Origin of the sequence: Maribacter sedimenticola (genome assembly GCF_900188415.1) — a bacterium.
GTDB classification, from domain to species: domain Bacteria; phylum Bacteroidota; class Bacteroidia; order Flavobacteriales; family Flavobacteriaceae; genus Maribacter; species Maribacter sedimenticola.
In genome coordinates this window covers 89,217-103,177 of the sequence record NZ_FZNV01000010.1, presented here as the reverse complement: position 1 = coordinate 103,177, position 13,961 = coordinate 89,217, and the positions used below count along the sequence as shown (strand labels likewise).

Annotated in this window: 2 protein-coding genes; both read right to left on the bottom strand. The window is 39.4% G+C overall.

The window, feature by feature from the left end; all coding sequences use genetic code 11:
- Nucleotides 1-11,690 (bottom strand): Calx-beta domain-containing protein (locus CHB68_RS17605; RefSeq protein ID WP_089263097.1); only part of this gene is annotated, 11,690 nt, incomplete at its 3' end.
- A 718-nt stretch (nt 11,691-12,408) separates the two neighbouring features.
- Nucleotides 12,409-13,941, bottom strand: coding sequence for a cryptochrome/photolyase family protein (locus CHB68_RS17600; RefSeq protein WP_089263095.1), 1,533 nt, complete (start codon nt 13,939-13,941; stop codon nt 12,409-12,411).
- Nucleotides 13,942-13,961 lie beyond the last annotated feature (20 nt).

The window sequence follows — 13,961 nt, the reverse complement described above, 5'->3', positions numbered from 1 at the left end:
GTCTTGGTGTTTGTGGGCTGTTGGTCCACGAACTCGATGCCCATGTTGGACTGTATGTTGGACAGCACCATGGAGAACTGCTCCTGCGGCTCTATGAAATTGTCGTTTACGATATCGATGGCCACCGTCCTTGTGTACTCGTCGTTCCTGAAGGTCAGCGTACCGTTGTCGGCGATGTAGTCCGTTCCGTCCAGGGCTGTCCCGTCGTTTGTCACGAAGTCCACGCTCACTTCCTCTCCCGGAGCGATCTCGCCCGTAAAGTTCACGGTGAACACGGCCTGTACGCCCACGCCCTCGGTCACGATGATGTCCGCTGCGTCAAAGGATATTCCTGTGGTACCCGGAGTATTATCATCATCAAGAATAGTACCTGTAGCTTGTGGTGTATTTATGGGCACTAAAGGATTTGTAGTACTTAATAGGTTAACAAAGTATCCTTCGGTAGGTTCTATAAAATTATCATTAAGTATGTTTACTGTGATTTGATGAACTTCATTATTGTTACCTGCGAACGATAAAATATCCGATTGAGCAATGAAATCTGTTGCTGTAGCAGTGCCAAAAGCTGTTTCAAAGGCTACATCGAACGGCTCTTGGAAAGTACCTGAAAGAATAACATCGAAAACGGCCGTAACACCAACACCTTCGGTTACCTCAACATTTGTTGCGATAAAGTCAATACCGTTACCTGGCGCTAGATCGTCATCCTCAATGGTGATCGTACCTTGATTGTCGTTTATGGCAATCAACGAAGTGGAAATATTGGATAAGTCGATGAAAAATTGCTCCGTAGGTTCAATGAAACTATCATTGGTAATAGGAACGGTAATCGTAATCCTTTCTCCATCAGTTCCGTTAAAGTTTAATGTACCGGACACAGCAGTATAGTCATTTACAGGTAGTGCAGAGTCTTGAGTAGTGGTATAGTCTATGCTAAAGCCTCCTTGAACATTGCCCGTAAGAAGAACGGTGATCGTAGCGGAGATATCCGCTTCGTTCACAGTAATATTATCGTTTTCAAACGATATTCCTGTTACACCAGGATTATTATCGTTATCGTTGATAATTCCCGTAGCCGTATTTGTAGGTTGTTGATCAACAAAGCCAACTCCTATATTAGATTGTACATTGGACAAGGTCAAGATAAAATCTTCAGTAGGTTCAATGATGTTATCGTCATTGAACGGCACGTCTATATTGAACGTGGTCGTTGTACTATTGAAGGTTATCGTACCATTGGTATATGTGTAATCGTCAGGTTGTTCAGCTGGTTGGGCAGAAATACCATCAGATGTTTCAAAATCTACAGTTACATCCTCGCCTGGTGCAATGGCCCCGGTAAAGGTTACTACAAACCTTGCAAACGTTTCAGAACCTTCGGTTACAATAACCGTATCATCGGCAAAGGAAATACCTGTTGTTCCCAGAATATTGTCATTATCGTTTATGGTTCCGTTTGCGGTATTGGTAGGTTGTTGATCAACAAAGCCAACACCTAGGTTAGATTGTATATTGGATAAGGTCAATACAAAATCCTCTGTTTGTTCAATGATAGAGTCATCAATAATCGGAACATCTATATCTACGGAATTCGTAGTACTATTAAAAGTAATGGTACCCTGCGTCAGCGTATAATCATCAGGTTCTCCTGCGGTGCCATTAGATGTAATGTAGTCTACCAAAACATCTTGACCAGGAGCAATATTTCCTGTAAACGTAGCGGTAAATCTCGCATAGGTATTTGTGCCTTCGGTAACGACTACATTATTATTGGCAAAAGATACCCCTGTTGTACCTGGAATATTATCATTGTCCGTAATGGTGATAATACCCTCATTATCGTTTATTGGTGGTGTATTGGTACCATTGCTAATCTGTACGAAGAACTGCTCGGTTACCTCAATAAGGTCATCGTTATTGATAGTAATGGTAATGGACCTTTTTTCATTATTGGTACCGGAGAAAGAAATTAAATTAGACTGTGCAATATAATCATTGGATTGTAACGCAGTATCATCAGCAGTAGTGTAGTTTAGTGTAAAACCACCGGATACCGATCCAGTATGCGTAACTACAACCGTTGCCGTGCCTGCATCTTCATTAACCGTTATGTCCGAAATACCTAGACCAATAGGGTCTCCATTCTCACTAACATAAATATATTGGGTATGGCTGGTATTATTACCTGCACAATCGTTTACGGACCAATTTCTAATGATCGTATATGATGTACTTGTATTGTCACCGTCATAAGTTTCCGTAAAGACTACCGTAGAATTTGCATCACAATTATCATTGGCGGATAGTATCGGAGCTACCGGAATATTGTCATGTGCCGCATACGTATCCCCAGGTAGGGATTCGTTGAAGGTTGGAGCGTCATTATCTTCAATAGTGATTACTTGGGTATAAACTTCACTTACCCTTCCACAAGCATCGGTAAACGTCCATGTATTGGTATATGTACCTTCAGTAGGACAAGAGCCAGATGGTACAAATGCACCTGCAGTCTTGTTCAAGGTGAAATCACAGATTGCCGTTGCAGGTTCCAGAGAGTTTGCATTGTTCAAAGCTGAAATATTGTCACATGAAACGGTTCTGTTCAATGCATTTGGAGCCGTTGCCCATGCAACTTGATCAGGTTGTTGTACATCTATGACCGTTGGGTCATGTGTGCCAATTCCACAAGAATCCGTAGAAGAGGAACTATTTGTGGTATACGTATTACCGTTCGTTGCCCCGGTAAAGGTGGCTGTAGATTGAATTTCAAAACTTGCCGTACAAGCATCCTCCAAGAAATAACATTGTTCCCTAAGTACAATATCAAAATCTATCTCAAAATCTGCTCCCATGTTGGTATTACCGTTAGCAACGTTAAAGGTCAAGGTTCTTGATAATGTGTCATAAGAGTGTGAAACGCCGGCGGGCAATGTACCTACTCCGGAGAAGTCAGCTTCTACTGGCAGTACGGTTGTAATTTCCAAATCCTCTATATCATCATTTCCAGTGTTAGTAATATTCAACGTTAACGGAACCACTTCGCCTGCATCAAAAGGACCGGTAGCATTAACATCTAAGCTTAAGGCACCCAAACTTGGTTGATATACATCAACACTAAGTCCCATGAGGTATAGTCCATAAGATTCCTGATCTGTTGTGATTTTAAATCGGGCAAATGTTTGATTGTTTTGAATATATTGATTACCTCCATTTGTTAACGGAAATAAGGCGGCATCAAAACCTAACGTATTTGTACTCGCAGGACTACGGTTTACATAGTTTAATCCATCGATAGTAATTCTACTATTAAAGAAATTATTATCAGGTCTCAAAGCTGTGCTGATATTGGACCAGTTGTTTGTAGCATCATAAATCAATAGTTGATCTCCGGAAAGATCTCTATCTCCCTCCAATGCGCCAATCATTACATCACCATTTACGACACCATTTGGAATAGTTTCAAAACCACTAAACGTAAATTCCGTTTCACCTGCACCATTAGAGGCAAACGTATGAACATACCCATCATATAACGTAATATTTTTTGGGTCCAATGATACGTTTTCATAGACAAATACAATTTGCCAACCACCAGATGTACCGGTATTACTATTGATACCATGCGATAATAACCTTCTTTCCGTAGCTTTTACGTTACCTACTTGATAGGTGCCAAAAGGAGAAGCAAGCAAGTTGATGTCATCCGTAATATCCTTTATACACACATAAGGGTCATTTTGAAAATGGTCATTACGACCCCTATAGATTACTTCATCCGCAGATACGGTCGTATAGGTCGTTTGACCTGGAAGCATTAATTTCACCTGGTTAAAGTTCCAAGTGGGTTCCGTGGCACCACCACCGGTAGTACCATCATATTCTTTATCTGCCGCTGCCCAGTATAAATATGCTTTCTTGATATTAAGACAGCTTAAACTTGGTTCTGGATTTGCCAAATTGGCATTGGTAGAGTTAAAGGTCGTTGGGTCAGAATCAATATCAACAAAGACATTGTCCGTGAAGTCATGGTTGCCATCTTCCCCATTATAGTTCCCTGTTCTAGTACGGGAAAGTACATTGTTGGCGATCATTGTAAAATCTCCGTTGATACTTCCTTGATACCTAATTTCAAAATCTTTCTTAAGATTGGTATCGTTTACATAAATATTTACGGTGGCCGTATCCGTTGAGCCGTTAGAATCCGTGATTATATATGTAAATGAGTCGTTACCATTAAATGACGGACTTGGTAGGTATTCAAAATAATCGTCCGTTGAATCTCCTGGGGTACCATTGTCCATAATCGTTACCGTACCATTTATTGGAGCGGCACCTACTTGAAGTGAATTAACGGTCGCAGGACCGTCGAAACCAAAATCATCATTGGCCAAAATGGTTAAATCCGTTGTACCGAAAACCACAAAGGAATCATCAACAGCAGTTGGTTGATGGTTGATATCTACAATTGTACCCGTAGCAGTACTATTTGAAGAGGTTACTAAATTGGGAGAAATTGAAGTGATGGTAATGTTCAATGTCTCATTTCCTTCTAAAATAGCATCCTGAATAATGTTGACCGGTACTTGTTGCACCTGATTATTGGCGCCCGTAAAGTTTAGGGTACCAGTTTGTGATGCTACTGTATAATCCGTTCCGGAAGTCGTAGTAACATCATTGATTACGTAAGAAGCCGTAAATCCGCCATCTATGGGCTGACCGGTATAGGTTACATTAAAATTAGCGGTGGTATTGTATTCATCCACAGAAAAACCGGTTACGGAAATACTACCGGAGTCATCATTGACAATGGTACCCGTAGCTTGGTTGTTCGCAATGGTAATCTCTGCTATTGATGGACTTGAAATCGTTATCTGTAAGTCCTCATTAGGTTCTATAAAGGAATCACCTATTATATTGATTTGTACGGACCTCACCTCGTTATCCACCCCGGTAAACGTTAAAGTACCTGTTGAAGAAGTCTCTACCGTATAATCTACCCCAGAAGTAGTGGAAATGTCCGTAATTTGATAAGCTACCGTAAATCCGCCAACAACCCTGTCGCCACTATAGGACACATCAAAATTAATGGAATTGGTCTGCTCAACAATGCTAAAACCGGCTACGGATAAACTACCCCCATCATCATCGTTAATAATACCTGTTGCACGGTTGTTCAATAATCTGATACCTACATTAGACCGTATAGCTACAAGATCCACATAATAATCTTCTACAGCCTCTACCGTATTATCGTTAAGGATAGGAACCGTAATGGTATTTGTTTTGGTCAAGTTGGTAAAGGTCAATGTCTGAACCGTAGCAGGAGGGGAGAAATCGGTAGCATTGGCGGCAGTACCGTTGTTGATCAAATAATCTACCTCAATGGTTTCCCCTGTATCTATATCACCAATAAATTCAACGATAAAATTGGCTTCCACGGTATCGCCTGGGTCGCCTTCGGTAACGGTTACCGTTAAGTTTTGAAAATCAATTCCTTTATCTGACGTATTATCGTTGTCTGTGATAGTACCGTTGGCATTTGCATCAACAATATTGATCAGGTTGGTTGAAAGATTGGATAATTGCAGGCTTAATTGCTCATTGGCCTCTATAAGATTATCATTAATAACGTTAACAGCTATAGATACTTGGTCCCCATTGGAAGTTCCTGCGGGGAAGGAAATTTGATCCGTAAGTGTAGCCGTATAGTCAGCGTTGACCGTTGTGGAAATGTCGGCAATGTTATAATCTACCGTAAAGGCTTCCTGTACTTCCAATCCGTTATAGGTAATGACGAAATTAGCGGTACCACCATCTTCAGCAATGGTAAAATCTGCAACACTTAAGCCCGTTGTAGCGGTTTTTATATCATTGTCCACAATAGTTCCTACGGCAGTGCCATCAACAATATTGATCAGCGTCGTAGAAAGATTGCTAAGCGCAAAATTTAAGGTTTCGTTGCCTTCTATGATTACATCCTCTAAGATATCTATGGCAACGGTCAATTGGTCACCATCTTGAGTACCAGCAGGAAATGTCAAGGTGTCTGTAAGCGGACTAACATTATAATCCGTAGTTACGGTTGCTGTACCGTCTGTAATGGTATAATCCACCGTAAAACTGTTTTGAACTTCCTTACCGTTATAAGTAATGACAAAGTTAGCGGTATTGCCAGCTTCGTTAACGGTGAAATCAGCAACCGTAAGACCGGTTGTGGCCGTTTTGATATCATTGTCGGTTATTGTACCTAATGCATCCGGATCTACTAGATTAAGCAAGGATGTAGATAGATTGGACAATTGTATACTTAAATTTTCAGGTCCCTCAATAATCAAGTCATCATTAATGGTAACGGCTACCGACCTTGTTGTTCCGTTGGTGGTACCAGCGGGAAATGAAAGTTGATTGGCAAGGTCTGCCGTAAAGTCCTGACCGGATAAAGCGGTGCCATTATTGATGGCGTAATCTACTGTGAATCCGTCCTTAACGTTTTTTCCCGTATAGGTAACTACGAAATTGACGGTACCTATTGCTTCGTTAACCGTAAAATCTGCAACGGATAAACCTGTGGATGGTGTGGTGTCGTTATCTTCTATGATACCGGTGGCATTTCCATCTACAATGGTCAAAAGGGTATTGGATAAATTGGATAATGTAGCCGTTAAACTTTCATCACCTTCAATTATGTTGTCATTTGTTATTGACAACGTAATGACTTGTGTATCTCCATCAGCGGTATCTGCAGGAAAAGTGATCGTTCCAGTAGCACTGGCGCTATAATCCGATCCTGCGGTAGTGGTTACATCTGCAAGGGCATAATCTACAGTAAATGCATTTTCAACGGAAGGTCCTGTATATGTAACGACGAAGTCAACAGTATTTGGGCCGGTAATTCCTTCATTAACTGTAAAATCTGCGATTGAAATTCCTTCTCCTGCGGCAGGAGTCTCATCGTTGGTAATGGTTCCAATAGCTGTATTGTCTACGATAATAAGATTAGAAAAGGACTTGTTCGTAATGTCCAAGGTCAAATCTTCCGTAGGTTCAATATAATTGTCATTTATGATGTTAATGTTTAAGCTCTGCGTATCTCCGTTACTTGTATTGGCCGGGAATGTGATAATTCCTGTAATGGTAGTTCCACCATTGATCAAATAATCTGAAGATAATTGTGCGCTACCGTCATTTACAAGATATTCCAAGGTAAATGATCTTTCTACTTCAGGACCTGTATAGGTAAAAACGAAATTTGCGATTCCTCCGGCAACATCTTCGCTAACGGAAAAATCTGCTACGGAAATACCTTCTCCTGCAGCGGGGTTGTCATTATCATAAATTAAACCATTTCCTTCATTATCAATAATATTGACCGTACCGCCAGAACCGTAAGCTATTTGGGTTTCAAATTCTTCTGTTCCTTCAAAAAGAAGGTCGTCTACTGTAGCAACATTGTAACTTACAGATGTTGAATTAGCCAAAAGTGTAACCGAATTTGGTCCATTATAATCAACACCATTAGTGGCAATATCACTATTGGTTGTTATATCAGTGTACGCGATATTGAACGTAATATCCTGACTAATACTATGAGATGCGGTTATCGTGAAAACGTTATTGGAACCTTCCGTTGTTGCAGAATCCGATATGCTGATTTCTGGAGTTATATAAAGATTAACTTCATTGGTAATTACTTCTGGGGTACAAGCATTATTAATATCAGAGGCAATAAGCCTAAATACATTATCGTGATCAGATGTGGAAACCCCGGTTAAGGTCAATTGATCGGTATCTGCCCCAGTATAAATTCCCGAATTGGTAATTGGGTTCCAATTAGTTCCTGCATCTGTGCTTATTTCCCATTGGTAAGTAAGACCGGAACCAGAAATAACTGCAGCAAATGTAGCATTTCCACCCAAGTTCGTAACTTGGTTAGAAGGCTGTGTGGTAATTACAGCCGCTGGGTTGGAAGTTGTTACATTAGCATTGGTTCCCGTATATCCTCCCTGTCCGGTAACAAGACCATTGGCATTTACGGTTACAGGTGAAGAACCTAATCTACCGTCGTTATCTGGATCGGTATGACCTGCCTCTAGTGTATCTGCACAACCATCCCCGTCACTATCGGTTTCAAGACTATCTGGAATATTGTCATTATCCGAGTCTGGGCAGAATGAAAATGAAAATCTACCTGAATTTAAAGAAGTTGGGGCTGAGAAATTGGCTTCATGATACACCACCAGGCCTTCTACAGTACCTGAAATTGATATGTCAAACTCTGCAAACGGCGCATTTCCTAAGTTGCCTGAACTACTATCCCCCGTTATGGTCATTTCATTGCTCAGTACCGTAATTTCTGCAGCAGCACTTGATATAATGATCCATTTAAAATCTGCGGAAGGATTAATAGGTGTAATTATAAATCTATCTGATTGGTTGATATTGGAATTACCTAATGTATTGTTTGCCCCAAACCTAAAATTAGAAGGCTCTGAGAATAATAATTCTGCTGAATATCCTGTACCTGAAATAACCCCATTGGCGTCTTGAAATCTTAATATAGAGCCTGAATTTTCTGATAGTACGGACATATCAGTTGCACCGTTACTTATAACATTACCAACGGTCAATGTCAACGGTAACGAACTACCATTGATATCAGTAGTAAAATTTACCGAAGGATCACCCTCAACAATAGGGTCAGATTCTATTGCGCTAAAATCTACCGGAACAATTGGACATTCTTCAGTATCTAAAATACCATCATTATCATCGTCCTGATCACAAACATCAGTAAGTCCATCACCATCAGTATCCGTATATCCAGATGCTATGGGATCACAAATATCTATAGTAGTCAGCGTTGCCGATCGTTGAATATTGGTACATAAATGATCATTATGTGTTACTATTACCGTATAGGTGTTGCCACTTAATCCAGAAACATTATTTATAGCCAATGTATTTGTATTGACGCCACTATATACCCCACCGTTACTAAGATTTATGCCATTTTCTTGCCATTGGTACGTAAGCTCACTTGAGGAATCTGAGCTTCCGGGGCCGGAGTAGACCGGGGTACCGGAAGAGAAACTAGTTGTGTTTATTGCGGTTACATCAATTTCAAAAGTGGTTGATCCACCATCGTTGACGGTGGTATTGGAAGGTGGTACGTTCACAGTTGCCTCCGTAGCCAACAATTCATTTCCGGTTACGCCAGTATAGCCACCTTGTCCTGTAACTTGGCCAAGAGCATTGACAGTTACAGGTGAATTTCCTAAATAGCCATCTGCATCAGGATCCGTATGACCTGCCTCAACGGCGTCTACACAATTATCATTGTCACTGTCATTATCTAGCTGATCAGGAATATTGTCCCCATCTGTATCTCGTTCCAAGCATGATGAAAGCCTAAGGGTTAAATCATCAAAAACCGAATAAGCCACATTACCATCAGATTGTTGGTTGTAAACATATATACGGACCGTATAGGTTGTATTTTCTTCCAGATTATATTGGACACCAGATTGTGTAAGATCAAAAAATTCGGATACGCCATTGGTTGGGTAGTGGACGTTTACATCACTGTTCAAAAGGGTAGAAGTAGTAAAATTATCTTTTGAAATAGCAATGGCGGCATCATAGGCATTGCCAATTGTTGTTCCATCGGAATTTTGATACCAGTTGACACCCATTCGTTCCATAACAGGATATGTCAAATTACTTGCGGTCGTAAAACTTACCTCTATGTAGTCATTATTGACAATTGCTTCCGTATAGTTTGCCGCATTTAAATCTGTAATCTGTAATTCCGTTCCCGGTGAAGCATCTGTAATTCCGCTACCGATAACAATATCGGAAGCCGAGGAAATTAACCAATTTGTTATTGCTGGATTTTGGACATAGTCCACTGTTCTGGTACCGGGAGGTGAATTAAATTCCCAAGCCAGATAATCATCATCAATACACTCAATGGCTTCATTGGTATCCAAAATACCATCATTGTCATCGTCAATGTCCACTGCATCCCTAATACCATCATTGTCCGTATCCAGATCATCATCGTTTATCGTAATCGTTGATGAACTTGGAACAAAGTTTATTTGTTGCGGTACATAATTTGTTAAAGTAACGGTAGATGGGTTGTAAACCGGATTAATGACAAAGTTCTCTTGAAGTTCTGTTACGGAGTCGTCAGTAATGTCAAAATTTATGGCATACATTTCCGCATTTGTACCTGTGAAGTTTATTGTTCCTGAATCTGTGGTATAATCCGTGGTAGCCAGGGCCGTATTGTCCGCTGTTGCATAATCAATGTCAAAAGGATTTTGGACATCACCGTTTAAAGTAAAGGTAATTGTAGCATTTCCGGCATTTTCAAGAACGGTAGCATCCGTAATGCTTATGGTTGCAGTATCATTGTCATGTATTCGTAAGGAAGAATTTTCCGTATTTATGGATACTCTTGAAGGTCCTGAGCCATATTTAGTAGCCTCAGCTGGGTTTTGTGATTTTATACCATGAAATTCTTCAGATGGTTCTACCAAAGAATCCTCCGTTGTAGGGATATCTATAAAAATTTGGGAACCTGCAATCGATCCCGCAGGAAAAGTCGCCGTTGTGGTAAACGCATTAAAATCCGTGCCATTACTGGCCGGACTAACGGAACCCGTATATTCCAAAACTTGGAAATCTACCGTATAAGCATCTTCTATGCCTACATATTGTTGACCGCCTGAATTTGTTCCTGTGGACAAAGTAAGTCCGTAGCTAATTGTTCCTCCTTCGGTAACATCATAATTGCCACCTGTGACATAGGCCACATCGGTATCGGTTATGGTTCCTATTCCTTGGCGTTTTTCATAATTGACCTCACCGGTACTTCTTGTAAAATAAATTGCGAACTGTTGTTCCGTTGCTTCTACCCAATCATCGTTTACCGCAGTTACCTGAAACGTTCTTGAAGTTGTAAAAGGGTTTATAGTCACTTGGGATGGTCCCGTGTAGTCAGCATCTGTAGTCGTAAGATTTACATAAGTAAGATCAAATGTGCGGCTTGTCAATAATTCTGCCGTTGTAGTAGAAAGAGTAAAGGTCATTACCCCACCTTCAGATACGCTGGCATCTGATATACTATAACAATATTCGTCTACATTACCATCACCATCATCATCAATGCCATTACCACAAATTTCTCTCTGATATCCAAAACAAACGTCATCGATATATACGATATCGTTAGTGTTGTTCAATATTTCAATTTCAAAATACGACGTACCATTAGGCGCAGTTGCCGTAAAATTATTTTGTTTATAGTTTTCGTTTCCGTTTATGGGAATACTTAAATTTTCAACTCCTCTTAAGTTTCCGCCACCATTATAAAAGCTTACGGATACTTCAACAGAACCTGTTGTACCGGAAACTTTGTTGAACAAACTAAAGTTAAGGGTCTCTCCTTCACTGATCAAATAGCCAACGGTTGTAATTACTCCGCCTGAAGCAGGCAAGGATGCTGCGGCACTGCCGTTCAATATATGCGAAGGATTACTTTCTAAGGCTGACCCGGGTCCAAAAACATAATTGGTGGTGCCGTTTTCAAAACCACCATTACTATTTTCACATTGGGCCGATAAAAATGTGCTGGTCAAGCAGAATAGAACGCAGGTTAATGCTGCAATAAAATTTTTGGTCATAGGTCGATTATCAGAAACTATCATTTCTTAAATTTAACTTTTGGCAGTACAGACTTTTTAAAGTTATGTACGGCAACTGGTCAAATTGTTTTTATGTCAAACTTTGAACGTTGTTGAAATAGAATATTCCTTAATACTGAACTTTCTAGTTTCGTCGTTCAAAACTGTACGTCCACGGCTAGAAATCTACCAGTAAACGGACAATGACAAATTAACGCTGATAAAAATTTAAAATTAAATTGTTGTTGTGTAGCAAGTAAAAGTTGTGGTTTTTTGTTTGCAGTAATTTTCTTTCAAATAAATTTCAAAATTTTAACATTTATTATTTTTTTTAATATAAAATATTGAAAATCAATTAGTTAAATATAAATAATAGAAAAACATCAAAAATTAAATTATCACGGTTTTTGTTAATTTTTAAACAATGGATTTGTTGTAAGAGTGTGGTGAAAAGTGTTAAAATTGCTTTGCCGATAACTTAATGTCGTTAATCGATAGTAATCACACTATTAGGGGGTAACAGCGTTTTTTTTTAATAAAATCTCAAAAACGTTACACTATAAAATTCGTAGGAATTTAAGAAATGGGATGGTTTATCCTTCTAAATAATTCTTGTTTTCGTCAGATTTTTGAAAATTATAGTTTTTTGGGTTTTTAACGGGAATATTCAATTTAAAAAAGGAATGAATTTTAGTGTTTTTTATAGTTGGTATTGAAATTAAAAAGCATCTGGATCTTGAATTATTAGATGCGCTCTTTTTTGCAGTTCCGCTAATTTTTCTCCATCCATTTTTTCCAATAAGGACATCATCATGGCCATACGTTGATTGTCCTTAAAATGACTTTTCTTTTCTGCTAAAAAGTTCCAGTATAAAGCATTGAAAGGGCATGCGCTTTCACCAATTTTTTTAGTATGGCTATACTGGCAATTACCACAATAATTACTCATTTTATGTATATAATTAGCACTGCTTACATATGGTTTTGTAGCCACTATACCGCCATCTGCAAACTGGCTCATGCCTCTGGTATTAGTGATTTCTACCCATTCTATGGCATCTATATATACGCCCAGGTACCATTTGTCCACCTCATCTGGGTGCATTTGTGTTAACAGGGAAAAGTTGCCAATAATCATAAGTCGTTGAATATGGTGGGCATAGGCAGTATCCAAACTTTGGCCAATAGCGTGTTTTAAACAGTTCATTTTGGTATTTCCGGTCCAATAAAAATCTGGCAGTTTATTGGTGTTTTCCAATTTGTTCATGTTTTTGTAATCTGGCATTTCTTTCCAATAAATACCTCTCATGTATTCACGCCATCCCACTATTTGCCGTATAAAGCCTTCTACTTGCGAAATGTGTATATCTTCTTTATGGCTATAATAGTGGTCCAAAACTTTATCTACGACCTCTTTTGGGGATAGTATTTTCGCGTTCATGGCAAACGATATGCGCGAATGGAACAAAAATTTCTGATCTTCATGCATAGCATCTTGGTAGTCACCAAAATGTACTAAAAGTTCATTGCAGAAATAGTTTAGTACGGAAAGACAGTCCGCTCTGGTAACGGGCCAGCTAAATTGCTCAGGGTCAATTGATCCAAACGTTACTACATTGGCCTCTTCCAATTCTTTTAAAATTTCCGTTACGTTTTTCCTAAAGCCCCTTTCATGGGGTATGGTTGGCTGACCTTTCCATTTTTTACGATTGGAGTGGTCAAAGTTCCATTTACCACCTTCCGGTTGATCATTTACCATCATGATGTTATGTTTTTTACGCATCATTCTGTAAAAACTCTCCATGATTAATTGTTTTTTTCCCTTAAAAAAGTCCTTTAACTGTGAACGAGTGGTATAAAAATGTTCCGTATCAAAAAATGCGCTATCTATTGTCAGGTCTGCACAAATTTCCTTTAATTGTTGGTCCAACCTATATTCATCAGGTAATAGGTACTCAAACCTATTTATTTGGTTTTTCTCAATGGCCTGTTCTATCAGTTGCTTAAGTTGTTGTGGGTTTTCTGGGTTGGTAACGGTGTAATAGATAAAGTGATGCCCTTTGGACGAGAGCTGTTCCTTAAAGTCGCGCATGGCCATAAAAAAAGCCACTACTTTTTGGATATGGTGTTTTACATAATCCGTTTCCTGCCTCATTTCCGACATGATATAAATAACATTTTCATCAACGGTGTTGAACCATGAGTGGTTTTGGTTTAATTGATCTCCAAGAATTAAGCGTAAGGTCTTCATTTTCTGTGTTTTAAATTATC

Coding starts and splice junctions, on each gene's coding strand:
- CHB68_RS17600 (WP_089263095.1), bottom strand. CDS start 13,941: ATGAAGACCTTACGCTTAATTCTTGGAGATCAATTAAACCAAAACCAC.